This window comes from Stenotrophomonas sp. GQ19 (assembly GCF_059758695.1).
On the sequence record NZ_JCAXES010000006.1, the window covers coordinates 101,607 to 124,832 of the forward strand.

Consider the following 23,226-nt stretch of genomic DNA (forward strand, 5'->3'; position numbering starts at 1 on the left):
GAAACTATTACTTCAGATAGGAATCGAGGGATTCTCCCTATCTCGTGATGGGAAACCGGTTCTGGACAAACGTGATTGGTTAGCTTGGCGTTGCCGCACGGGTTGCGGCAACTCCAACTCTCAAAGGACTCGGTCATGAAGTTACGTCCAGGCTTGATGTCATTCGTCGTCTTTGCTGCCTCGTTGGGCGCACTCCCGTCCTCCGCCCATGGGCTGCAGGATGTTCCCCCTATCGATTCTCAGGCTGAAACGCTGGCGATCGCGCAGAAAAATGCACCCATCAACAGCGCTGTACGGTTGCAGGAGCATCTACAGCGTCTCTCGCCGGACTCACCACTGCGGTCCTTCTCTGTACCGGCGCGTCAGCGCTTCGTTGCGTCACTTCGCTTCAATGAGGCCGGAGTGACCACGCTTCGATACCAAGACATCGTTGAGGAACTGAGCTACAGCGAAGCGTATCGCGTGCTCGCTCTCTTCGGCGTGACCAGGGTACTTGCAACGCTGCCGCCCCTGCGTAGCGAAACCCTTGAGCATGAAAGGATCCGCACCCTCCAGGATCCGTCCTGAGTACCCCATGCAAATGCAAGCCACTGGCTCCAGCGATCCGGTTGAGACAAGGCGCTGCCCGGATCCGCAGGAGTGCAGCTTGGTTGCATCTGAGAGCATCGTCCCCCCACCGGCGGTGCTCGCTTAAACTGGCCAGATGCGCCCTGATTCCATTCTTACCCTCTCGTGCCCGGACCGTACCGGGATTGTCTACCGCGTGTCTGGCCTGCTGTTCGAGCTCGGCTGCAACATCCTGGATGCCCAGCAGTTCGGCGACGAAGAGAGCGACCGGTTCTTCCTGCGCGTGCACTTCGATCGCGCCGCCAGCCAGGCGCTGGCCGATGTCGAAGCGCGCATGGCCACGCTGGCGGCGGAGTTCCAGATGGACTGGCAACTGCACGACGCGCGCCGCCGTGCACGGCTGCTGGTGCTGGTGAGCAAGCAGGGGCATTGCCTGAACGACCTGCTGTTCCGCGCGCACAGCCGCCAGCTGCAGGTGGATATCGCGGCGGTGGCGTCCAACCATGACGACTTCGCCGCATTGGCCGGTTCGTACGGAGTGCCGTTCCACCACCTGCCGGTCAACGCCGACAACCGCGCCGTGCAGGAACAGCAGATCATCGACCTGGTCGAGCGCGAGCAGATCGACCTGGTGGTGCTGGCGCGTTACATGCAGATCCTGTCGCCGCGCTTGTGCCAGGCGCTGGCGGGCCGGGCGATCAACATCCACCACAGCTTCCTGCCCAGCTTCAAGGGCGCCCAGCCGTATCACCAGGCGCACGCCCGCGGGGTCAAGATCATCGGCGCGACCGCGCACTACGTCACCGAAGACCTGGACGAAGGTCCGATCATCGAACAGGACGTGGCCCGCGTGGACCACGCCATGACCCCGCGCGACCTGGTGCGGCTGGGCAGCGACACCGAATCGCAGGTGCTGGCGCGTGCCGTGCGCCGGCATGTGGAGCACCGCATCCTGCGCAATGGTCATCGCACGGTCGTGTTCCGCTGACCGGTAGGTACCCACCGTTGGTGGGTACGACGCTCCGGTAGTGCCGGCCGCTGGCCGGCTCCTCGCATGCTCCAAACGGTATCGGGAGCCGGCCAGCGGCCGGCACTACCAGCGCACAGCCGGCACCCGCCGATCGTTCTTTGATCCGGTAGGTACCGACCGTTGGTCGGTACGCCGTTCCGGCCGGCGCCCGGCGTCGCCCGTCAGATAACCGCGATCTTCGCCTTCGCCAACGCCTCGCGCACCATGCCGTCGTTGGCGTCGGTCACCGGCCGGGTCAGGTCCCACAGGAACTTCACCCGGAACCCGGATTTCACCGCGTCCTGCGCGCTCCACAGCACGCAGTAATCGCGCGCCAACCCGCACACGTGCACCTCGCGGATACCGCGCTCATGCAGCCAGCCGGCCAGCCCGGTTGGCGGGCGGCTGCCGTCCGGGCCGTGGTTCTCGCGGAACGCGCTGTAGGAGTCCACCTGCTGGCGCGTGCCCTTGCGCAGGATCAGGTCGGCCACGGTCCAGTCCACGCCCGGGTGCAGTGCCGCACCGACGCTGCCCTGCACACAGTGGTCCGGCCACAGGGTCTGCGGCTGCGCATGCAGCAGGATCGCCTCGAACGGCAGATGCCCCGGGTGCTGGCTGGCGAACGAGGCGTGGTCGGCCGGGTGCCAGTCCTGGGTGGCCACCACCGTGCGGTAGCGGCGCTGCGCAAGCAGGTCGGCAATGGGGGCCACCAGCGCGTCGCCCTGTTCGCAGGCCAGCGCGCCACCGGGCATGAAGTCCGGCTGCAGGTCGATCACCAGCAGGGCCACATCGGCGGGTAGGGCGGCGGTCATGGCAGATCCAACACAACGGAAGCGGGGCAACCAGCGTGGCGGCCCCGCGTGCGAACGTCAATCGCCCTTGGGCGCGTCGTTGTCCTGCCCGTAATACAGCAGGCCGATCTTGATGCGCTCGCGGCCGGTTTCGCGGCGGTGCCGGTTGGCGTCGCGCAGCGAGTACACGCAGCCGCAGTACTCCTGCTGGTAGAACTGCTCGCGCTTGCTGATCTCCACCATGCGCGCGGCGCCACCGCCCTTGCGCCAGTTGTAATCCCAGTACTGGATGCCCGGGTAATGCGCGGCGGCGCGGTGGCCGCAGTCGTTGATCTGGTTCATGTCCTTCCAGCGCGAGATGCCCAGCGAACTGCTGATCACCGGAAAGCCATGCTCGTGCGCATACAGCGCGGTGCGCACGAAGCGCATGTCAAAGCACATCGTGCAGCGGATGCCGCGCTCGGGTTCGGCCTCCATGCCGCGGGCGCGTGCGAACCAGTTGTCGGTATCGTAGTCGGCGTCGACGAACGGCACGCCATGCTTCTCGGCAAAGCGGATGTTCTCCTGCTTGCGCAGTTCGTATTCCCTGGCCGGGTGGATGTTGGGGTTGTAGAAGAAGATCGTGTAGTCGATGCCCGAGGCGGTGATGGCTTCCATCACTTCGCCCGAGCACGGTGCGCAGCACGAATGCAGCAGCAGCCGGGTATGGCCGTCGGGCAGGGACAGGGTGGGGCGGTCGATCGGGGTAACGGTGGGCGTGGTCATGTACGTCTCGTCGACCGCACCGCCGGCAACGGCGGCGGTGCGGTCCTTGGGTCATCTTTACATGGGGGATCAGGCGGCGTTGGCGTCGGCGGTCTCCTCGCGCAGCTGGCGCGCGGCGGCCACCAGTGCTTCCAGCGCGGCGCGGGTTTCCTTCCAGCCGCGGGTCTTCAGGCCGCAGTCGGGGTTAACCCAGATCTGCTCGGGCCGGAGGACTTCGGCGGCCTTGCGCAGCAGCGCCAGCATCTCTTCCTTGTCGGGCACACGCGGGGAGTGGATGTCATACACGCCCGGGCCGATCTCGTTGGGATACTGGAAGCGCACGAACGCATCCAGCAGCTCCATGCGCGAGCGCGAGGTCTCGATCGAGATCACGTCGGCATCCATCGCCGCCACCGAGTGGATGATGTCGTTGAACTCGGAATAGCACATGTGCGTGTGGATCTGGGTCGCATCGCGCACGCCACTGGCACTGATCCGGAACGCTTCCACCGCCCAGTCCAGGTACTCGCGCCACTGCGCGCGGCGCAGCGGCAGGCCTTCGCGGATGGCCGGCTCGTCGATCTGGATCACGCCGATGCCGGCCGCCTCCAGGTCCAGTACCTCGTCGCGCAGCGCCAATGCGATCTGCCGGCAGGTGTCCGCGCGCGACTGGTCATCGCGCACGAACGACCACTGCAGCACCGTCACCGGGCCGGTCAGCATGCCCTTCATCGGGCGGTCGGTCAGCGACTGCGCGTACTGCGACCAGCGCACCGTCATCGGCTGCGGGCGGGTCACGTCGCCGAAGATCACCGGCGGCTTCACGCAGCGCGAGCCATAGCTCTGCACCCAGCCGTTCTTGGTAAACGCGAAGCCGTCCAGCTGCTCGCCGAAGTACTCCACCATGTCGTTGCGCTCGAACTCGCCGTGCACCAGCACGTCCAGCCCGATCTGCTCCTGCACGCGTACGCAGTGTTCGGTCTGGGTGGCCAGGAACGCATCGTAGTCGGCGTCGGACAGCTTGCCGGACTTGTTGCTGGCGCGGGCCTCGCGTACTTCCAGGGTCTGCGGGAAAGAGCCGATCGTGGTGGTGGGGAAGCGTGGCAGCTGCAGCGCACCGGCCTGGGCCAGGTGGCGCTGCGGGTAGGGGCTGTGGCGCTGCGCATCGGCGGCGGTCAGGGCGGCCAGGCGCGCGGCCACCGCGGCCTTGTGCACGCGCGGCGAGCGCCGGCGCGATTCGATGCACGCACGCGAGTGCGCCAGCGCGTCCTCGGCGCGGGCCGGGGAGTCGATGGCATCGGCCAGCACGCGCAGCTCCTGCAGCTTCTGCCTGGAGAACGCCAGCCAGCTGTGCAGTTCGTCATCCAGCTTTTTTTCCAGGTCCAGGTCGACCGGGCTGTGCAGCAGCGAACACGACGGGGCCAGCCACAGCGCATCGCTGCCCACGTGGCCGTGCGCGTAACGGGCCAGCACCAGTGCGTTGTCCAGATGCGTGCGCCAGATGTTGCGACCGTTGACCAGACCGGCCGACAGCACACGACCTGGGGGCAGCGCCTTGATCACCGCATCCAGCTGCTCCGGGGCGCGCACCAGGTCCACGTGCAGGCCATCCACCGGCAGCGAGGCGGCCAGCGGCAGGTTGTCGTCCAGCGCACCGAAGTAGGTGGCCACCAGCACCTTCGGCCGCGCCGCCTCGGCCAGTACCGCGTAGGCATGGGTGAACGCGGCGCGGGTGGCCTCGTCCAGGTCCTGCACCAGCGCCGGCTCGTCCAGCTGCACCCACTGCGCGCCAGCGTCCTTCAGCTGGCCCAGCAGCTGCACGTACACCGGCAGCAGGGCGTCAAGCAGGTCCAGTGCGCGGCTGCCGTCGGTGGTCTTGGACAACAGCAGGAAGGTCACCGGGCCGATCAGCACCGGGCGGGTCTCGATGCCCAGCGTCTTGGCCTGGCGGTATTCGGCCAGCGGCTTGTCGCCACGCAGCGCGAAGCCCTGGCCGGCCTGCAGTTCGGGCACCAGGTAGTGGTAGTTGGTGTCGAACCACTTGGTCATTTCCAGCGCGTGCAGGTCATAGCCGTCGCGTTGCACGCCCCGGGCCATGGCGAAGTACCCGGCCAGCGGCTCGGCGTCGGCCAGGGCGCGGTAGCGCGCCGGGATGGCGTCGAACAGGAAGGCCGCGTCGAGCACCTGATCGTAGAAGCTGAAGTCGTTGCTCGGCGGCACATCGACGCCGGCCTCGCGCTGCAGCTGCCAATGGCGCTCGCGCAGGCCGCTGGCGGTGTCCTGCAGCGACTGGGCGCTGCTTTCGCCGGACCAGAACGCTTCCAGCGCACGCTTGAGTTCGCGCTTGGCGCCGATGCGGGGAAACCCCAGGTTGGTAACAGTGGTCATGGAACGTGTCCTCATTGCAGTAGCGGCATTGAGGAACGAAGGAACCGCGCGCCGTGCACGACATGGCTGCCGTGTCCGCCCCGCCAGCGACCTTCGCCCCCGCGGGCGAACCGGATGTCGTGGAGCGGACGCACGGGGGCAGCGCCACGCGGGCGGCATGGCGGCAGGCCCCGGCAACCTCCCCGCGGACGTTCCAGGTCGAATCAGGGGACGGTCGTGTCCCCCGGCCGGGGCCGGTATTCGGGCTGATGGACACGGGCGCGAACGCCCACCTAGTACCTGCCGCTTCCCAGGCCGGGGCCCAGTGCTGTTGGCAGGATTCGTTTCCATTCACCGCTGCGGGGCAGCTCCGGAATGGGCGCACGAGGCGCCTTCACCGGATTCCCGTTTAAACCCATCCCTTCATCTGCATGAAGAGATGGATACCTTCGGCGAGCACAAGGTAGGCCGAAGCCGGGCGATGGTCAAGAGGGCATCAGATCGAAGCCGCCCGCGGGACCCATTGGCGTTGTACCGCACCGGCACCGGTGCAACGGACGTAGGGGCCCCGGCGCGGGTTGCGTGAAGGATGGCGACGGCGAGGTTGGCCGATTACGGTCGTGCAGCATTCGCCCGGCTGCGGATCTCAGCCAACGTATCGTCCTGCAGCAACGTGCCGTTCTCCCAGACCGTGACCATCGCATCCTCGTAGCCCAGCGGCAGCGCGGCGGCTGTCAGCGATTCCGCGTCGGCCGGCACCGACACCGTCCGGAACTGGCCGTACTCGCGATGGCGCAGCAGGCGCATGCGGCCGCGCTTGCTCTGCTTGCCACTGTCGGTCACCGGGTCCTTGTAGACGTCGATCCATTTCCCGTCCACGCGCGCGGCCGAGCACTTCAGCGCGAACTTCTGGGTGTCGCGGTCCAGCCGCTGCAGCAGTGCGCCGCCCATGCCGAAGGCGACGTTGTCGGCGGCGTAGCCGGCGGCGGTGATGCTGGCCAGGATCTGGCCGATGCTGGTCGGGTTGACGCCGTCACCCTGGATCACGCGCACGTGGTTGAGCACCTTGTAGCCCTTGCCGTTGACCACGTGGCCGAAGGCGTCGTCGAGCAGCTGCAGGCACTGCAGCACCACCGCCACCGGGTCGCCCGAATCCGGGCGGATCACCACGGTGGCGCCCGAGTCGATCACCTGCTGGCGCAGGGTGGTGCCCCAGTGCCGGGTGATCGCGTGGAAGATGTCGTAGCTGTCCGAGACCACGGCCACCAGCGCGCCAGGCGTGGCGAAGCGGGCCAGCATGTTGCGGTAGGCCTCCACCTCGTTGTCGCGGCCCCAGCTGGTAATCGTGCTGTGCTCGGCGGCCGGGATCGAATAGCCGGCCATGGCCTCGTGATAGAAGGCGCGGGCGAACAGCAGGGCCGAGACGGTGTCGGTGCCGAGGAAGTTGACCAGGTGCGCGGCACCGCCGATGGCGGCCGATTCCAGGCTCGACACGCCCCGGCTGCCGAAGTCGTGCAGCTTGAACGGCAACTGGCCTTCCGGGTCGTCGCTGGTGCGCTCCAGGTACTGGCGGATGGTCTGCTTGGCGTGCCAGCTGGTGGTGGCCACCGTGACCGGGTACCACACGCGCAGCAGCATCGTTTCAAGATACGACGGTACCCAGAACGCCTGCGGGTCGGTCGATTCGATCGTCATCAGCGCGTTGTGCACCGGCACCACGCTGCCCTCGGGCACGGCGCGGATGCGGATCGGCATCAGGCCGCCGTGCGTGTCGACGATGTAGCGCCAGCCGGCCTCGTTGAAGGGCTCGCCGTGGGCGGCGAAGAGATCGCGCGCCACGTCGATGTCGGCGTGGGTGATCGGCTTGGCCAGGTAGTCCTTCAGGATCGCCTGTAGGCCGAAGAACAGCGTGCGGTCGTAGTGGCCGCCGCGCGACTCCACGTAGAAGAAGGTGGCGTCGGTGCCCGGCGGATACTGCAGCCAGTGGCTGGCCTTGTAGCTGTCGGTGTTGAGGAGAAGATTGTCGAGGTAATGCATGACGGGAAGCTCCTTCGCGTCGGGTGACACCGGCGGTCTATCCGCCGGCGGGAAAACCGGGATCAGCCCCGGCCCAGGAAGAACTCCAGAATGTGCAGGTGGTCTTCGTAAAGCTTGGGGCCCATGTCCAGTGCTTCGCTGACCGGGATCCAGCGCGCCTTGTCGGCATCGTCGCCGCCGCGCACGGCCGGCAGTTCGCCAGCGGGGAAATCGAAGTGGAAGGCGTGGGTGATGGTGCGGCCGCGCTGGCTGCGCTCGGGGTGGTCGAACACATGCTGGCCCTTGAGCGAGCCCTTGAGCACCGGCGCGGGAATCTTCAACCGGGTTTCTTCGCGCAGTTCGCGCAGGCAGCTGTCGAGCAGGCCCTGCTGCTGGCCGACGAAGCCGCCCGGCAACGCCCACAGGCCCTTGCCGGGCTCGGCACGGCGACGCACCAGCAGCACGTGGCCCGAATGCACCACCACCGCATCGGTGGTGACGAACGTGGGCGCATATGGCGCGTCTTTCCAGGCGGCCTTGTACTGCTCGATGAACTGGTACTCGGCCACCAGCTGGGCGTAGGCCGGACCACTCTTGCGGAACGCTTCGAGCATGGCGTACACCGGCGCCGGTACGTTCCCGCGCAGCATCAGCAGCGCACCGTGGAAATCCACGCTGCCGGCTTCAAACAGGTAGCGGCGCAGTTCGGTGGCCGACAACGTTTCGGTGTGCTGCACATCCACCAGCGGCCACTGCGGGAACTCGCGCAGGTAGTAGCTCGAATCATCCTTGTCCATGCCGACCAGACCGATCTTCGCGTCGCCCGCATGCCCGTCGGCGCGCACCGCATCGGCCACCGTGCGCTGCACGCCGGCGATCCACTGCGCTTCGTTGTACAGGTGGTCCTTGAGCGGACGGATCAGCAGGCGTTCGCCCGCACCTTCAAGCGCAGCCTGGATCATCACGGCGCGTTCGGCCACGGTCCAGGGGTTGCGGAGGCTGCGGGGGGTATCGGCAGAGCCGACCAGAAAGATCAGCTTCTTGGCCCGGCTCAGTGCGAGGCGGGCGACGGCGGCATGGCCGTTATGGAAGGGCTCGAAACGCCCAATGAACACCAGATAGTCGTATTCCATGAGAATCCCCCATGTCGTTGCAGGTGCCGTGGGTCTATCCCTTGGCTGGTGCCAATGCTACTCCTCTGTCCTGTACCGTCAACAACCCGCTGCGCGTGATCCCTCCAGCGCGGTCATCACCTGCGCTACGCGCTGCTGCAGCGGGCCGCCCAGCACGGTGAACGGCATGCCGCGCGCGTCCAGCGCCTCCAGGTACGCGCGATGCTGCGCGTGCCGGAAGGCGTCATCGCGACGGGTGCCGTCCTGCACGAACGGGAAATCCGGGGCGCACAGGAACAGGTGGGTGTAGCGCCGTTGCGCCAGCGCATGCAGTGCCGGTTCAGCGCGTTCGAACATGGACAGGCAGTACAGCAGCGTGGTCAGCGGCGTGGTATCGCAGACCAGCCAGCGGTTGGCCTGCGCGGCCAGCGTGTCCTCGCGCGCTACCTGCACCCGTGCGATGTGCAGCAGGTCGTCGTAGTCGAGCGCGCCACCGCGCGCCTCCCAATGCTCACGTCCGAACTCGGCGGCCCAGACGGTCTGCAGCTGCCCGGCCAGTGCGGCGGCGAGCGTGGTCTTGCCGCTGGATTCGCCGCCGAGCAGGGCAATGCGGCCGACGAAACTGGCATACACGCGCGGGTCGAGAAATCCGCGCAGGGCATGCGGATCGCGCCGCAACGCCGTGCCCGATACCGGCACCCGGCTGCGGGCCGGGTCCAGGCACACATGCGCCACCGGCCAGTGCACGCCCGCCTGTGCACTGAAATGGCGCTGCAGGGCGGCCGCGAATCCATCGCCGTACGCCTCGCTGGTGAACACCGCGTCCACCCGGCACTGCCACAGCGTGCTGCACACCCAGGCCACGAACGCGCGCTGCGTCGCGTCGTCGTCGGTGTTGTCCGGCAGCGGCCGCATCGGCACGCCCTGTCGGGCGCAGTGTGCCGCCAACCGCGCCTCGTCGAGTACCAGCCGGGTTACCTGCGGGTACAGCGCCTGCAGCCAGCCTTCACGCCGGTCGGCATCACAGCCGGGCAGTTCCGGCTGGCTCCAGCTGAGCAGCAGCACGCTGTCGCAGCGGCTCAGCGCATGGTCGATGAGGGCCTGGTGGCCACGGTGCAGCGGGCTGAACTTGCCCACCACCAACCCGGTGGCGAAACGCTCACCCATGCGCGGCATCGGCCGCTGCGGTGGCGACGCTCTGCTCGCGCATCAACCGCCGCCAGTGCCGCAGCGAGACCAGCGCGTTGATCCAGAACACGCCATACAACACCGCAGTGAGGTGCAACCCTCGGCTGGCGTACAGCGGAATGGCGATGCTGTTGACCAGCAGCCAGAACCACCACGAATCCAGCTTGCGGCGCATCATCAACAGCTGCGCCACCACGCTCAGCACCAGCACGGCCGAATCCAGGAACGGCGCATAGGCGTCGGTCCAGGTATGCAGCAGCAGGCCATAGCCGACGCTGGCCAGCACCGCTGCCGGCAGCATCCAGCCCAGCGTGCGCAGCTGCACCCGGCTGATCGGCAGGGCATGCCCATGGTCGCCGCGCAGCCACTGCCACCACCCGATCACGCTGGTGAGCACGAACACGCCCTGCAGCACCGCGTCGGCGTACAGGCGCGCCTCGTAGAACACCAGGCCGAACAACGTGCAGCCGATGATGCCGGTCCACCAGGTGTGCACGCTGTTGCGCCCGGCCAGCAGGATCGAGGCGGCCACGGTGAGATTGGCGGCAATTTCCAGTGCGCTGGTCATGCGGCTGCGCCGGCAGGAGGGGAACGCAGCGTGGGCGTCGGCATCGGGTTCTTCAGGGGCAGGTGACAAGCCGCCCAGTTTACCCGCCGCCCGCAGTGCATCCGCCGCGGCGCTGGCTGCGTATCTGCTGGTGACCCCCACGTGGAGCCGGGCATGCGCCGATCCCTCTTACCGTCCCTGGTGCTGCTGCTGTGCCCGGTATTGCCGGCGGCGGCCCAGCAGGTGCTGCGCCAGGAAGGGCGGGCCTATGCGCCGGCCGATGGCCGACTGCTATACCGCGAGACCCACTGGCTGCAGGGGCCGGCGGCGACCCGATCGCGGCTGGTGCTGTACCGCTGCGCCGACGGCCGCGCCTTCGCGCGCAAGTGGATGACCCCGCAGGGCAGCCCGCAGACCCCCGACTTCGCCTTCGAGGACGCGCGCAATGGCTACCAGGAAGGTCTGCAGGGCAGCGCCACGGCGCGTACCGTGTATGTGCGTGAAGACGCGCGCGCTGACCGGGTCAGCCGTGCCATCGCGATCCCGCCCGATGCGGTGGTCGATGCCGGTTTCGACGCCGCCGTGCTGGGCCACTGGGACGCCCTGCAGGCCGGGCGCCCGGTGGCGTTCCAGTTCCTGCTGCCCAGCCGCCAGCGGCTGGTGCCGTTGAAACTACAGCGCAGCGCGGCGGTCACCTGGCAGGGCCAGCCGGCCGAACAGCTGCAGATGCGGCTGGATGCCTGGTTCGGCTTCGCGGTCCCGGCGGTCACCCTGGTGTATGCACGCAACAGCCCGCGCCTGCTGCAGTTCAGTGGCACCGGCAACGTGCGCGATGCGCAGGGGCGCTACCCGCAGGTGCGCGTTGAATTCCCCGCCGAGCCAGTCGCGGCGACCGCCGCCGAACTGGCCGCGGCACGGCAGCAGCCGCTGGTGGCCACATGCGCCGGTTGAGTCCCCCCTTGCGCCCTGCGCGCGCAGCGACGACGATGCGGGCTGTCTTCCTGCCGACGTTGAGCCTGCGATGCCTGAGCTGGAGCTTGCCGACACGGGTGCCGCACGGCGCCTCGACGACCTGCTGGTCCGGGTTGCCAGCGGCGATCGCCAGGCCTTCGAGTCGGTGTATCAGCTGGCGTCCGGGCGCTTGTTCGCGATCTGCCTGCACGTCCTGCGCGATCGCAGCGACGCCGAAGAGGTGTTGCAGGATGTCTTCACCAGCGTCTGGCACAAGGCGGCGCAGTTCGACCGCGCCAAGGCGGCGGCCATGACCTGGCTGTCGATGATGGCGCGCAACCGCGCGATCGACCGCCTGCGCGCGGCGCCGCCGCGCCCGCTGGACGACCTGTCGGTGGCCGATGAAATCCCCGATTTCGCCCCGCAGCCGGCCCAGGTGGCCGAACAGGCCTCCGACCGGCAGCGCCTGGACGACTGCCTGGACACCCTGGAACCCCGCCGCCGTTCGCTGATCCGGCTGGCGTTCCTGGACGGGGCCAGCTATGAGGAACTGGCGCGCCGGATCGGCTCGCCCCTGGGTTCGGTGAAAAGCTGGATCCGCCGCGGCCTGGGCCAACTGCGGGTGTGCCTGGAACGATGAACATCCGCGACCTCCATGACCTGCATGACGACGGGCAACCGCCCAGCGCCGACATCCTGGCCGGCGAATACGTGCTGGGCGTGCTTGATGCCGCCCAGCGCAGCGAGGCCGAGCAGCGCATCGCCAACGACCCCGGCTTTGCCCGGCTGGTGAGCCAGTGGGAAAACCGCCTGGCGCCCATGCTCGACGCGCTGGGCAGTGAAGCGGTGCCCGCGCACGTGTGGCCGCGCATCCGTACCGCGCTGGGCTGGCCCTCGGTCGGTGCCGGCGCGCCGCGCGCCTGGCAGCGCACCGGGTTCTGGCAGGGCATGACCGCGCTGGCCGCCGTGGTGGCGCTGGTGGCGGTGTTCAGCCGCGGCCAGCTGGAACCGGTGGCCCCGGTTGCACCGCCGGTGGCGGTCACCCCGACCCCGCCGCCCACCCCGTCCGAGCCCGAGCAGGCGACCAAGCCGGTCACCCCGCTGTTGCACGACGACGGCACGCCAGGCTGGTTGGCCTCGGTGGACAAGGCCCAGGGCAAGGTGCTGATGGTGCCGGTGCCGGCCGCCGCCGATGCGGCCGGGCGCGCCCCGGAGCTGTGGCTGATCCCGGCCGGCGGCACGCCGCGTTCGCTGGGCCTGGTGTCCATCAACCGCGCCCATACGGTGACCGTGCCGGACGCACTGCGTGATGCGCTGGTGAACGGCTCCGTGCTGGCCATCACGCTGGAACCGTCCAGCGGCGCGCCGCAGGGCATCCCGACCGGGCCGATCATCGCCAAGGGCGACATCGCCACCCTGTAACGCGTTTTTTTGGTTCTTCTCCCCTTTGCGGGGTGAGCAGAAGCGTGCTTTGACCCTTTACAGGCAGGGTTGTTGGCGGGTCGGGCGCTGGGCCCCCATGCCCTTTCCGGCGAATGTCCCCCGGCGTCGGCCTGCGGCCGCCACCTCCTCCTTTATTTCGCCTCCAAGGGCATGGGGGCCCAGCACCCGACCCGCCAACGGCCCCCAAAAAGCCCGGCTCCCCGCCCCCACCGCAAGCCGAGCCCCGTAGCTGCCGGTAGGCTCCTGGGCAAAATAAAGGAGGAGGCCGCCACGCGGCCGGGGGACATTTGCGCCAGGGGCCTACCGGCAGCTACGGGGCCCTGACGCCCGCGACCGGCCCCATCGGAGACGCCAGCCGTTCCAAACGGCGCCTGCACACACGGCTACCCGGGTAGCGTCGTGCTCACGCTGCGACTGCCCTTGCAACAAGACGCTCCCCCTCGGATGGGCGAAGAACCTTTTTTTCCGGATCCGTGCATCCGGATGGGCCTGGCTCCCGTATCTCCTGACAAGAACGCCAGGAGATACGCGATATGTCGGCCGGACCCGCCACTGCAGCACCCCGCACGGCCCGCCGTGGCCTGATGGCCACCGTGCGGCGCTGGTTCGATACCAGCGCCGGGACGGCGGTGGCCGACGAAGCGGCGCAGCGCGTGGACTGGCTGCGCGCGATCCCGTTCGCGGCCATGCACCTGGCCTGCCTGGCGGTGATCTGGGTGGGGGTCTCCTGGGTGGCGGTCGGCGTTGCGGTGGCGTTGTACGCCGTGCGGATGTTCGCCATCACCGCCTTCTACCACCGCTACTTCTCGCACCGCACCTTCCGCACCTCGCGCGCGGTGCAGTTCGTGTTCGCGGTGATCGGCGCGGCGAGCGTGCAGCGCGGCCCGCTGTGGTGGGCCGCCCACCACCGCGTCCATCACCGCCATACCGACACCGCCGCCGATCCGCACTCGCCCGGCGTGCATGGCTTCTGGTGGAGCCACATGGGCTGGTTCCTCACCACCGACGGCTTCCGCACCCGCTGGGACCGCATCCCCGACCTGGCCAAGTACCCGGAACTGCGCTGGCTGGACCGCTTCGACACGCTGGTGCCGATCGCGTTGGCCGCCGCCCTGTTCGGCCTGGGCGCGCTGCTCGAACATTTCGCGCCGTCCTGGGGCACCAGCGGCGGGCAGATGCTGGTGTGGGGGTTCTTCATCTCCACCGTGGTGCTGTTCCACGCCACGGTCACCATCAACTCGCTGGCGCACCGATTCGGCCGCCAGCGGTTCAACACCGGTGACGACAGCCGCAACAACCTGTGGCTGGCCCTGCTCACCTTCGGTGAGGGCTGGCACAACAACCACCACTTCTTCCCCGGCACCGCGCGCCAGGGCTTTTACTGGTGGGAGATCGATGTGACCTGGTACGGCCTGCGGCTGATGGCGGCGCTAGGCCTGGTGCGCGACCTCAAACCCGTGCCGGCCTGGGTGCTGGCCAAGGCGGAGCACTGACATGCGTATCGCCGTGATCGGATCGGGCATCGCCGGCTTGGCCAGCGCCTGGTGGCTGGGCCAGCAGCACGAGGTGACGCTGTTCGAGGCCAACGACTACCTGGGCGGCCACACCCACACCCATCAGGTGCAGGTGGACGGCGCCAGCCACGCGGTGGACACCGGTTTCATCGTGTTCAACCCGCTGCACTACCCGCTGCTCACCGCGCTGTTCGACGAGCTCAACGTGGCTTCGCAGCCCACCACCATGAGTTTCTCGGTACACAGCGAGCGCAGCGGGCTGGAGTACAACGCCACCTCGCTGGATGGGCTGTTCTGCCAGCGTCGCAACCTGGTGTCCCCGCGGTTCTGGGGCATGCTCGGCGACCTGCGGCGCTTCTACCGCGAGGCACCGGCGTTGCTGCATGGCGACGATGCCGGGCCTTCACTGGGGGACTACCTGCGCGCCGGCCACTATGGGCGCACCTTCATCGACGAGCACCTGCTGCCCATGGCCTCGGCGCTGTGGTCCTCGCCCACCGCCAGCCTGGAGGCCTTCCCGGCGCGCTACCTGGCGCAGTTCATGGCCAACCACCAGATGCTGCAGGTGAGTGGTCGCGCACCGTGGCGGGTGGTGCAGGGCGGCTCGGCGCGTTACATCGACGCGATGCGGCGGCGTTGGCACGTGCGTGAACGGCTGGATTGCCGCGTGTTCGGCGTGGAGCGCCACGAGCATGGCGTGCGCGTGCACAGCGCGGCTGGGCTGGAAGGCTTCGACCAGATGGTGCTCGCCTGCCACAGCGACCAGGCCCTGGCGCTGCTGTCCGATGCCGACCGCACCGAACGCAGCGTGCTCGGTGCGATCCGCTACCAGCCCAACGAGGTGGTGCTGCACACCGATGCGCGCCTGCTGCCACGCAACCGCAAGGCCTGGGCCGCTTGGAACGCGCACGTACCGGCCAACCCGCTCGCGCCCTGCACGGTCAGCTACCTGATGAACCAGCTGCAGGGCATCGATACGCCCACGCCGCTGGTGGTCACCTTGAACCGCACGGCCGCCATCGACCCGGCCAAGGTGCTGCGCACGCTGCACTACGCGCACCCGGTGCATGACCATGCCATGGTGGCGGCGCAGCAGCGCTGGGCCGAGATCCAGGGCCAGCGCCGCACCTGGTTTGCCGGCGCGTACTGGGGCTGGGGCTTCCACGAAGACGGCATCCGCAGTGCACGCCGCGTGGTTGATGCGCTGCAGGCACTGGACGCCGAGTCGTACTGGCCGCTGGCCCAGGCGCAACCGGCATGAGCGCCAGCGCCCTCTACCGTGGCCGCATGCGCCACCGCCGCCACGCCCCGCACCCGCATGCGTTCGGCTACCCGGTGGCGCAGCTGCTGCTGGACCTGGACGAGATCGATACGCTGTTCGCGCGGCGCTGGCTGTGGTCGGTGGGACGCCGCAACCTGGCCGAATTCCGCCGCAGCGACTACCTCGGCGATCCGGCGCACCCGCTGGCCGATGCGGTACGCGCCCGCATCACCGCCGCGCTGGGCCGCGCACCGCACGGCCCGATCCGCCTGCTCACGCACCTGCGTTACGCCGGCCACGTGTTCAACCCGGTCAGCTTCTACTACTGCTACGCCGACGATGGCCGCACGCTGGACTGCATCGTGGCCGAGATCACCAACACCCCGTGGAAGGAGCGGCACGCCTACGTGCTGCCGGTGGCCGCCGCCGATGCCAGTGGCCGCGCGCTGGCCTGGGAATTCGACAAGCAGTTCCATGTATCGCCCTTCATGGCCATGGACTGCCACTACCGCTGGCGCTTCACCGCACCGGGCGACGACCTGCACGTGCACATGCAGGTGTGGCGCGCGGGCGTACGCCAGTTCGATGCCGACCTGGTGCTGCACCGCCACCCGATCACCGCGCGCAGCCTGGCCGGCGTGCTGCTGCGCTTCCCGCTGATGACCGTCCAGGTGGTGGCCGCCATTCATTGGCAGGCACTGCGCCTGTGGCTCAAGCGCACCCCCGTCCACGACCATCCTTCGCTTGCAGGAAAACGCCCATGAACGACATGACCGGCCCGGTTGCGCTGCCGATGCCCACGGCACTGGAGCGCTTCCTGCGCGATCGCCTGCTGGCCCAGCTGGCGCCCTTGAGCGGTGGCTGCCTGCAGCTGCGCGACGCTGCCGGCGATGTACTGCTGGGCGATCCGGCAGCGAGCCTGCGCGTCACCGTGTGGGTGGATGACCCCGCCTTCTACCGGGCAGTGGCGGCGCAGGGCAGCGTGGGCGCGGGCGAGTCGTATATCCGTGGCGACTGGCGCTGCAGCGACCTGGTGGCGCTGGTGCAGCTGCTGGTGCGCAACCGCGACCTGCTCGACGGCATGGAGCGCGGCGTGGCGCGCATCGGCGGCTGGCTGCTGAAGGGCTGGAACCGGCTGCGTCGCAATACCCGCGAAGGCAGCCGCCGCAACATCGCCGCGCATTACGACCTGGGCAATCCGTTCTTCTCGCTGTTCCTGTCGCCGGACCTGATGTACTCCTCGGCGCTGTATGCCAGCCCGGCCGACGCGCTGGAAGACGCCTCGCGGCGCAAGCTGGCACGCATCTGCGCGCAGCTGCAGCTGCAACCGGGCGACCACGTGGTGGAGATCGGCACCGGCTGGGGTGGGTTCGCGTTGTACGCGGCCGGCGAGATCGGTTGCCACGTCACCACCACCACCATCTCGGTGGAGCAGTACACCTTGGCCAAGGCGCGCGTGGAAGCGGCCGGCCTGCAGGACAAGGTCACGCTGCTGCTGAAGGACTACCGCGACCTGGACGGCCAGTACGACAAGCTGGTCTCCATCGAGATGATCGAGGCCATCGGTGCGCAGTACCTGGACACCTATTTCGACACGCTCACCCGCCTGCTCAAGCCCGAGGGCCTGGCGCTGCTGCAGGCCATCACCATCGAAGACCAGCGCTACGAACAGGCGCGGCGCAGCGTGGACTACATCAAGCGCTTCGTGTTTCCCGGCAGCTTCATCCCCTCGATCAACGCGATCATGGCGGCCAAGACCCGCAGCAGCGACCTGCAGCTGATCGGCCAGCATGATTTCGGCACGTCCTACGCGCTCACCCTGCGCGCCTGGCGGCAGCGCTTCCTGGCGCAGCTGCCGGCGGTGCGCGCGCAGGGCTTCGACGAGCGCTTCATCCGCCTGTGGGAGTTCTACCTGGCCTACTGCGAAGGCGGTTTCCTGGAACGCTCCATCGGCGTGTCGCACCTGCTGATGGCGCGCCCGGGCTACCGGCCTGTCGCGCACGGCGAAGGCGGCTGAGATGGTGCGCTTCTGGGCCAATGTGATCGGCAACCAGCTGGTGTGGCTGTGCGCGGTGGTTGGCGCCGGGCACGGCCTGCGCTGGCCCGCGCTGCTGGCCGCCGGTGTGTACGTGGGCAGCCAGCTGGCACTGTCGCCGCAGCCCGGCGTGGAACTTCGCCTGCTGGGCGTGGCACTGCTGTGCGGCCTGCTGGTGGACGGCGTGGCCGGTGGCTCGGGCTGGGTGCAGTACGCGGCCGGCAATGGCCCGGCGTGGGTGGCCCCGGTGTGGATCCTGGCCTTGTGGGCGGCGTTCGCGATGACCCTGCCGGTGTCGTTTGCGGTGCTGCAGAAGCACCTGCGCATCGCCGCCCTGGTCGGGCTGCTGCTGGCGCCGCTGGCGTATCTGTCGGCAGCGCGTGGCTGGTCGGCGGTGAGTTTCGCTACGCCCCGCTGGCAGGGCGTGCTGCTGCTTGGCCTTGGCTGGTCACTGGCGCTGCCGGTGCTGGCCGCGTGCGCGCGGCATTGGCAGCGCACGTCGCACGCCCTTTCTGATACCGCGGGAGAACACGCATGAAGTTGCTGTGGTGGGTATGGCTGTATGCCGCGTTGATCATGAGCTGGGGCTGGTGGTGGCAGCGCCGCCACCAGAACATCGGCGTGGTCGATGTGCTGTGGGCCAAGGGCGTGGGCGCGTCGGCCCTGCTGCTGGCCGTGCTGGGCAGCGGCGCACCGGCACCGCGCATCGCGCTGGCGGTGCTAGGCGGATTGTGGGGATCGCGGCTGGCGCTGCATCTGTGGCACCGCGTGCGCAGCGAACCCGAAGACGGCCGCTACCAGCACCTGCGCGCCCACTGGAACGGCCACCAGGGCAAGATCTTCGGCTTCTTCCAGTTCCAGGCGGGGCTGATCGTGCTGTTCGCGTTGCCGTTCGTTGCGGTAGCGCACAACCCCCAGCCCGATGACCTGCGCTGGATCCTGGCCGCCATCGCGGTCTGGCTGCTCAGCGTGGGCGGCGAAGCGCTGGCCGACCGCCAGCTGGCACGTTTCCGCGCCGACCCCGGCAACAAGGGAAAGACCTGCCGCGACGGGCTGTGGCGCTACTCGCGGCACCCCAACTACTTCTTCGAATGGCTGCACTGGTTCACCTACGTGCTGCTGGCCGTGCATTCGCCGCTGTGGTGGCTGGCCTGGTCCGGCCCGGTGGTGATGTACGTGTTCCTGCGCTGGGTCAGCGGTATTCCCTTCACCGAGGCCCAGGCGCTGCGCAGCCGTGGCGAGGACTACCGCGACTACCAGCGCACCACGCCGATGCTGTTTCCGTGGTTTCCCTCCCGCTCATCGAATACCCGCAAGGAGCCGTCCCCGTGAATGTCGCCAGTGACTCCCTGCCCGCGCCCGACCACGCGCCGGGCCTGACCGGCCTGGCCGAGCGCGGCCTGCTGCCCGACGCGTTGCTGCGCCTGGGCATCCGCCGCCAATGCGAGGCACGCCTGCGCGACGAACTGGCCGGTGGCCAGCAGGCGCAGTCGCAGCGCTTTGCCGCGCGCATCGCCGAACTGTCGCAGAGCGCGGTGGCCCTGCACGTGGACGCGGCCAACCGCCAGCACTACGAAGTACCGGCCGGCTTCTTTGAACTGTGCCTGGGCAAGCGGCTGAAATACAGCAGCTGCTACTACCCCACCGGCCGCGAAACGCTGGACCAGGCCGAAGAGGCCATGCTGGCCCTGTACGGCCAGCGCGCCCAGCTGGCCGATGGCCAGGACATCCTGGAACTGGGCTGTGGCTGGGGTTCGCTGACGTTGTGGATGGCCGAGCATTACCCCAACGCACGCATCACCGCGGTGTCCAATTCCAACAGTCAGCGCGAACACATCCAGGCGCAGTGCCGCCTGCGTGGGGTGGACAACGTCACCGTGCTGACCCGCGATGCCAATACCCTGGTGCTCGATGCGGCGGCATTCGACCGCTGCGTGTCGATCGAGATGTTCGAGCACATGCGCAACTACCGGCAGCTGCTGCAGCGCATCCATGGCTGGCTGCGCCCGCAGGGCAAGCTGTTCGTGCACATCTTCGTGCACCGCATGCTCATGTATCCCTTCGAGACCGAGGGCGACGACAACTGGATGGGCCGGCACTTCTTCACCGGTGGCCTGATGCCGGCCGCCGACACCCTGCTGTGCTTCCAGCAGCACCTGCAGCTGCAGCAGCGTTGGCTGCTGGATGGCACCCACTACGAGCGCACCGCCAACCATTGGCTGGCCAACCAGGACCAGAACCGCGACGCGGTGCTGGAGATCATGCGCCAGTGCTACGGCGCGCCCTCGGCGGCGTTGTGGGCACAGCGCTGGCGCATGTTCTGGATGGCCTGCGCCGAGCTGTTCGGCTACCAGAACGGCCAGCAATGGCAGGTGGCCCACTACCTGTTCGACCGCCCGTGACCCCGCCTGCCATGAGGATCCTGCCATGTCTTACCGCGCCCTCGCTCCCCTGTTGCTGGCCAGCCTGATGCTGGGCTGCGGCGGCAACACCCGTCCCATTCCGCCCGTGGCACACGTGGATGTGCCGCGCTTCATGGGCGACTGGTATGTGATCGCCCATATCCCCAGCCGCCCCGAGCGCGAGGCGTTCGATGCGGTGGAGTCCTACGCGCTGCGCCCGGATGGACGCATCCAGACCACCTTCCGCTACCGCAAGGGCAGCTTCGATGCGCCGGTGAAGACCATGCACCCGATCGGCAAGGTCAAGCCCGGCACCAACGGTGCTGAGTGGGGCATGCAGTTCATCTGGCCGATCCAGGCCGAGTACGTGATCGTGTACCTGGACGACGGCTACCAGCAGACCATCGTGGGGCGCAGCAAGCGCGACTACATGTGGTTGATGGCGCGCACCCCGACCATTCCGGAGGCCGATTACAAGGCCGCCATGACCCGGCTGGCCGCGCTGGGCTACGACCTGTCGCAGGTGCGCCGCGTGCCGCAGTCGGGCGCCAAACCCGAGTAAGGCGTTCCGTGCCGTGCTTCTCAGGCCGTGAGAAGGCCCCGGGCGATACTGTCGTTATCAGCCCGTTGGGTGCCGGCCCCTGGCCGGGATGCCTGCGGGGCCTGCGCGGATCGGCCGCGCATGGGCAGGCGGACGTGAGGAGTCGGGCGTGGCGGACAAGTACTGCGATCTGGTCATGAAGGGCGGCATCACCAGCGGCATCGTGTATCCCAACGCGGTGCTGTCGCTGGCGCGCGAATACCGCTTCAAGAACATCGGCGGCACCTCGGCCGGGGCGATTGCCGCGGCGGTGGCCGCGGCGGCGGCACTGGGGGATCGCCGCCGCCACGCCGGCGAGGCGGTGGACGCACAGGTGGGTTTCCCCGGCCTGTCGGCGGTGTCGGCGCAGCTGTCCACGCGCGGCTTCATCTACAGCCTGTTCCAGCCCGCGCACGGCGCGCGCACTGCCTACCGCCTGCTGGTGATGCTCACCGGCAAATCCAGCCTGCCGCGCAAGATCGCCTGCCTGCTGGCCGCCGTATTCGCCATCGCGCCGCTGGAACTGCTGGTCGCGTTGATCGGCCTGCTGGGCATCGGCTGGCTGGCCGGCGGCGTGGCGGGGGTGTGGGCGACGCTGCTGCCGTCGTTGCTGTGCGCCTACGGCGCCGGCGTGCTGGCGTCGGCGCTGCGGGTGGCGCGGGTGGCGCGGCGCAACCTGCTCGGGCTGTGCAATGGCAGCACCCAGGCCGACGCCGCCACCCCGGCCCTGACCGACTGGCTGCATGACCGCCTGCAGGCGCTGTCGGGCAAACCGCCGGGCCAGCCGCTCACCTTCGGCGACCTGCACCAGGCCCCGCGGTACCCCGGCGAGCCGGCCGGCGCGCAGGCCATCAGCCTGCAGATGATCACCACCTGCGTGTCGCATACCGAGCCGCGCACGTTGCCGTTCAATGCGGCGCACTTCTGGTTCCTGCGCGACGAGTTCGCGCAGTTGTTCCCGGCCAGCGTGGTGGAGTGGCTGGTGGCCCAGGCCGGCGCGCCCGAACAGGTCGATGGTCGCGCGTATTACCGTCTGGTCGATGGCGATCAGCTGCCGGTACTGGTGGCCACGCGCATGAGCCTGAGCTTCCCGCTGTTGATCAGCGCGGTGCCGCTGCACGAGCCGGCGCGTCGCGAGCGGCGCTGTGAACCGCAGCCGGAGGCGTCCGCGCCGCACGACAACAGCAACGTTGCCGACAGCATGGAAGGTCTGACCAGCGGCGGCCAGAGTTGTGGCCCGGTGATCACCGCCTTCCGGGTGTGCTGGTTCTCCGATGGTGGCATCAGCAGCAACTTCCCCATCCATCTGTTCGACGCGGCGTTGCCGCGCTGGCCCACCTTCGGCATCAACCTGGTGTACCCGCGCCACGCCGATGCGGTGAGCGTGCTGGACGCCGGCAGGCATGGCGCGCAGGCGCAGCTTGAACAGGCGGTGTTCCTGCCTACCGAGAACCGCCAGGGCTGGCAGCGCAGCTACCACGCCATTGCGCGGCCGCTGGCAGCTGCGGAGATGTCCGGCTTCCTGTTCTCGATCGTATCGACCATGCAGAACTGGCGCGACGTGCTGCAGGCCCGCGCACCGGGGTATCGCGACCGCATCGTGCACGTGTCGCTGCAGGGCGACGAAGGCGGCATGAACCTGGACATGCCGCAGGACGTGCTGAGCCGCATCGCCGCCAAGGGCAGCGTGGCGGGCGAACGCTTCTGCGGCTTCTCCTTCCAGAACCACTACTGGATCCGCTGGCGCAACCTGGCCTCGGCCTACCAGCGCTACACGCTGGAGATCGCCCGCACCGACGATCCCGCGCAGCGCGTGGCCGCCTGGCGTGACGCCTACCAGAGCGTGGCCACCGGCGAACCGCCGCCGCCGTCGTACCGGCTGGGCTCGGAAGACAAGCGGCGCGCCTCCCAGCAGCTGTGGCGGCTGATGGTCGAGCAGGGCCAAGCCTGGGAAGACCTCGGCCCCGACCTCACCGACGGCGCGCCGCGTCCGCTGCCGCAGATGAAGGTCACGCCGATTTACTGAGCCGGGAGGGGCGCCGGCCGGACAACGCATGGAACGCGACATGCCCGGTAGTGCCGGCCGCTGGCCGGCTCCTCATGAAACCCAGCATTACCGGTAGAGCCGACCGTTGGTCGGCTGCTCATGAAACGCGACATGCCCGGTAGAGCCGACCGTTGGTCGGCTGCGCATCTCGTTTATGCTCGTTGACGCACCGCTCTCACCAGGATGGAACCGCATGACCCCACGCATGGCCTTGTTGCAGACACTCGAACATCTCGACGCGCTCGACCCCGACCACCTGCCGGTGGTCCCGCTGGATGCGTATTTCACGGGCAATGATCAGGAAGAATCGATCGCGCCGAACCAATGGGAGTTCGGGCGCCCGCCCATCCGCGAGCTGCACGCACGCTTTCAGGCCATCGCCGCGCGCCCGGACGTCCAGGGCGTGTATGTCGGCCTGCACCAGGACTGGGGCATGGCGCTGGAAGACGACACCGATTGGCCGGCAGCGGAGAACATCCACATCCTCACCTCCGCTGACGCGCCCACCGTGCAGTCATGGCTGGAAGGCCTGGAATCGGACGGCGCCAGCGCAGGCTGGCCGTACGGCCAGCATGCCGCAGCACCTGTGCCGGCCGAAGGTTTCCAGGTCTTTTCGGTGTTCTGGGATTAGGGCATACGTCGACCAACGGTC

Annotated in this window: 22 protein-coding genes and 1 riboswitch; of the genes, 15 read left to right on the top strand and 7 right to left on the bottom strand. The window is 68.5% G+C overall.

Features of this window, described 5'->3' with window-relative positions; genetic code table 11:
* The first annotated feature begins 135 nt into the window (after positions 1-135).
* Together AC6CHL_RS12820 and purU are read left to right on the top strand one after the other, a co-directional pair.
* On the top strand, positions 136-567 hold the full coding sequence (locus AC6CHL_RS12820; protein ID WP_498294650.1) for a hypothetical protein: 432 nt from the start codon (positions 136-138) through the stop codon (positions 565-567).
* 136 nt (positions 568-703) lie between these two features.
* On the top strand, positions 704-1,555 hold the full coding sequence (gene purU / locus AC6CHL_RS12825) for a formyltetrahydrofolate deformylase (RefSeq protein ID WP_498294652.1): 852 nt from the start codon (positions 704-706) through the stop codon (positions 1,553-1,555).
* A gap of 203 nt (positions 1,556-1,758) precedes the next feature.
* Here the strand turns inward: purU and pncA are convergent, their stop codons facing one another.
* The 7 genes from pncA to pnuC all read right to left on the bottom strand — a co-directional run bounded on the left by pncA (position 1,759) and on the right by pnuC (position 10,362).
* Complete coding sequence (pncA, locus tag AC6CHL_RS12830; protein WP_498294654.1) at positions 1,759-2,388, bottom strand: bifunctional nicotinamidase/pyrazinamidase; 630 nt, start codon at positions 2,386-2,388, stop codon at positions 1,759-1,761.
* A gap of 57 nt (positions 2,389-2,445) precedes the next feature.
* On the bottom strand, positions 2,446-3,132 hold the full coding sequence (locus AC6CHL_RS12835; protein ID WP_038691143.1) for an epoxyqueuosine reductase QueH: 687 nt from the start codon (positions 3,130-3,132) through the stop codon (positions 2,446-2,448).
* A gap of 69 nt (positions 3,133-3,201) precedes the next feature.
* On the bottom strand, positions 3,202-5,499 hold the full coding sequence (gene metE, locus AC6CHL_RS12840; protein ID WP_498294656.1) for a 5-methyltetrahydropteroyltriglutamate--homocysteine S-methyltransferase: 2,298 nt from the start codon (positions 5,497-5,499) through the stop codon (positions 3,202-3,204).
* Positions 5,500-5,713: 214 nt separating this feature from the next.
* Positions 5,714-5,945, bottom strand: a riboswitch (cobalamin riboswitch).
* A 145-nt stretch (positions 5,946-6,090) separates the two neighbouring features.
* Complete coding sequence (locus AC6CHL_RS12845) at positions 6,091-7,515, bottom strand: nicotinate phosphoribosyltransferase (RefSeq protein WP_498294658.1); 1,425 nt, start codon at positions 7,513-7,515, stop codon at positions 6,091-6,093.
* Between the two features lie 62 nt (positions 7,516-7,577).
* Positions 7,578-8,633, bottom strand: coding sequence for a bifunctional nicotinamide-nucleotide adenylyltransferase/Nudix hydroxylase (locus AC6CHL_RS12850; protein WP_102100650.1), 1,056 nt, complete (start codon positions 8,631-8,633; stop codon positions 7,578-7,580).
* 72 nt (positions 8,634-8,705) lie between these two features.
* On the bottom strand, positions 8,706-9,773 hold the full coding sequence (locus AC6CHL_RS12855) for an AAA family ATPase (protein WP_498294659.1): 1,068 nt from the start codon (positions 9,771-9,773) through the stop codon (positions 8,706-8,708).
* A complete protein-coding gene (pnuC, locus tag AC6CHL_RS12860; protein ID WP_498294660.1) occupies positions 9,766-10,362 on the bottom strand; it encodes a nicotinamide riboside transporter PnuC in 597 nt (198 codons plus the stop codon). Before pnuC ends, AC6CHL_RS12855 begins: the two co-directional genes overlap by 8 nt.
* A gap of 153 nt (positions 10,363-10,515) precedes the next feature.
* Here pnuC and AC6CHL_RS12865 point away from each other — a divergent pair, with 153 nt between their 5' ends.
* The 13 genes from AC6CHL_RS12865 to AC6CHL_RS12925 all read left to right on the top strand — a co-directional run bounded on the left by AC6CHL_RS12865 (position 10,516) and on the right by AC6CHL_RS12925 (position 23,205).
* Positions 10,516-11,292 (top strand): hypothetical protein, encoded by a 777-nt coding sequence (locus tag AC6CHL_RS12865; RefSeq protein WP_498294662.1) that lies wholly within the window; start codon positions 10,516-10,518, stop codon positions 11,290-11,292.
* Positions 11,293-11,362: 70 nt separating this feature from the next.
* Positions 11,363-11,932 carry a sigma-70 family RNA polymerase sigma factor gene (locus AC6CHL_RS12870; protein ID WP_038691127.1) on the top strand — a complete coding sequence of 190 codons (570 nt, stop codon included), beginning with the start codon at positions 11,363-11,365 and terminating at the stop codon, positions 11,930-11,932.
* Entirely contained in the window at positions 11,929-12,714 is a 786-nt protein-coding gene (locus AC6CHL_RS12875; protein WP_051598928.1) for an anti-sigma factor, read from the top strand. Before AC6CHL_RS12870 ends, AC6CHL_RS12875 begins: the two co-directional genes overlap by 4 nt.
* 554 nt (positions 12,715-13,268) lie before the next feature.
* On the top strand, positions 13,269-14,228 hold the full coding sequence (locus tag AC6CHL_RS12880) for an acyl-CoA desaturase (protein ID WP_051598927.1): 960 nt from the start codon (positions 13,269-13,271) through the stop codon (positions 14,226-14,228).
* Position 14,229: 1 nt separating this feature from the next.
* Positions 14,230-15,510, top strand: a complete 1,281-nt coding sequence (locus AC6CHL_RS12885) for an NAD(P)/FAD-dependent oxidoreductase (RefSeq protein ID WP_038691125.1) — start codon at positions 14,230-14,232, stop codon at positions 15,508-15,510.
* Positions 15,507-16,274 (top strand): DUF1365 domain-containing protein, encoded by a 768-nt coding sequence (locus AC6CHL_RS12890; protein WP_498294665.1) that lies wholly within the window; start codon positions 15,507-15,509, stop codon positions 16,272-16,274. Before AC6CHL_RS12885 ends, AC6CHL_RS12890 begins: the two co-directional genes overlap by 4 nt.
* Complete coding sequence (locus AC6CHL_RS12895; RefSeq protein ID WP_498294667.1) at positions 16,271-17,527, top strand: class I SAM-dependent methyltransferase; 1,257 nt, start codon at positions 16,271-16,273, stop codon at positions 17,525-17,527. The genes AC6CHL_RS12890 and AC6CHL_RS12895 overlap by 4 nt, the downstream gene beginning before the upstream one ends.
* Before the next feature lies 1 nt (position 17,528).
* A complete protein-coding gene (locus AC6CHL_RS12900) occupies positions 17,529-18,083 on the top strand; it encodes a DUF2878 domain-containing protein (protein WP_038691119.1) in 555 nt (184 codons plus the stop codon).
* On the top strand, positions 18,080-18,877 hold the full coding sequence (locus AC6CHL_RS12905; RefSeq protein WP_038691117.1) for a DUF1295 domain-containing protein: 798 nt from the start codon (positions 18,080-18,082) through the stop codon (positions 18,875-18,877). The genes AC6CHL_RS12900 and AC6CHL_RS12905 overlap by 4 nt, the downstream gene beginning before the upstream one ends.
* Positions 18,874-19,947: a cyclopropane-fatty-acyl-phospholipid synthase family protein gene (locus AC6CHL_RS12910; protein WP_498294669.1), complete on the top strand. Its 1,074-nt coding sequence runs from the start codon at positions 18,874-18,876 to the stop codon at positions 19,945-19,947. The genes AC6CHL_RS12905 and AC6CHL_RS12910 overlap by 4 nt, the downstream gene beginning before the upstream one ends.
* 25 nt (positions 19,948-19,972) lie before the next feature.
* Positions 19,973-20,509 (top strand): lipocalin family protein, encoded by a 537-nt coding sequence (locus tag AC6CHL_RS12915; RefSeq protein ID WP_038691114.1) that lies wholly within the window; start codon positions 19,973-19,975, stop codon positions 20,507-20,509.
* Between the two features lie 148 nt (positions 20,510-20,657).
* Entirely contained in the window at positions 20,658-22,553 is a 1,896-nt protein-coding gene (locus AC6CHL_RS12920; RefSeq protein WP_498294672.1) for a patatin-like phospholipase family protein, read from the top strand.
* A gap of 214 nt (positions 22,554-22,767) precedes the next feature.
* Positions 22,768-23,205 carry a YfbO family protein gene (locus AC6CHL_RS12925; RefSeq protein WP_038691111.1) on the top strand — a complete coding sequence of 146 codons (438 nt, stop codon included), beginning with the start codon at positions 22,768-22,770 and terminating at the stop codon, positions 23,203-23,205.
* Positions 23,206-23,226 lie beyond the last annotated feature (21 nt).